The organism is Megasphaera sp. ASD88 (genome assembly GCF_002287425.1).
GTDB classification, from domain to species: domain Bacteria; phylum Bacillota; class Negativicutes; order Veillonellales; family Megasphaeraceae; genus Megasphaera; species Megasphaera stantonii.
On record NZ_NQXW01000069.1, the window covers coordinates 1 to 506 of the forward strand.

At 56.3% G+C, this 506-nt stretch carries 1 protein-coding gene; it reads right to left on the reverse strand.

Annotation, left to right across the window (positions count from 1 at the left end):
- Window positions 1–506 (reverse strand): EF-Tu/IF-2/RF-3 family GTPase (locus CJ260_RS12535; protein ID WP_255378529.1); only part of this gene is annotated, 506 nt, incomplete at both ends.

Genomic DNA, 506 nt, shown 5'->3' on the forward strand with positions numbered 1-506 from the left:
ACGCCCGTTACGTCCGTCGTGCGGAAGTAGAACTGCGGACGGTAGCCGTTGAAGAACGGCGTATGACGGCCGCCTTCATCCTTCGTCAATACGTATACCTGTGCTTTGAACGTCGTGTGCGGATGAATCGTTCCCGGTTTTGCCAATACCTGGCCGCGTTCGATTTCCTTACGGTCGATGCCGCGGAGCAATGCGCCGATGTTGTCGCCGGCTTCTGCCAAATCGAGGAGCTTACGGAACATTTCTACGCCCGTTACGACGGTCTGTTTCGGTTCGTCGGACAAGCCTACGATTTCGACTGCGTCGCCTACTTTAACCGTACCGCGTTCTACACGGCCCGTTGCTACGGTGCCGCGGCCCGTAATCGTGAATACGTCTTCGACAGGCATCAGGAACGGTTTGTCCGTCGGACGGTCCGGCGTCGGGATGTATTCGTCAACAGCGTCCATCAGTTTGAGGATAGACTGTTTTGCTTCTTCGTCGCCTTCGAGGGCTTTCAATGCGGA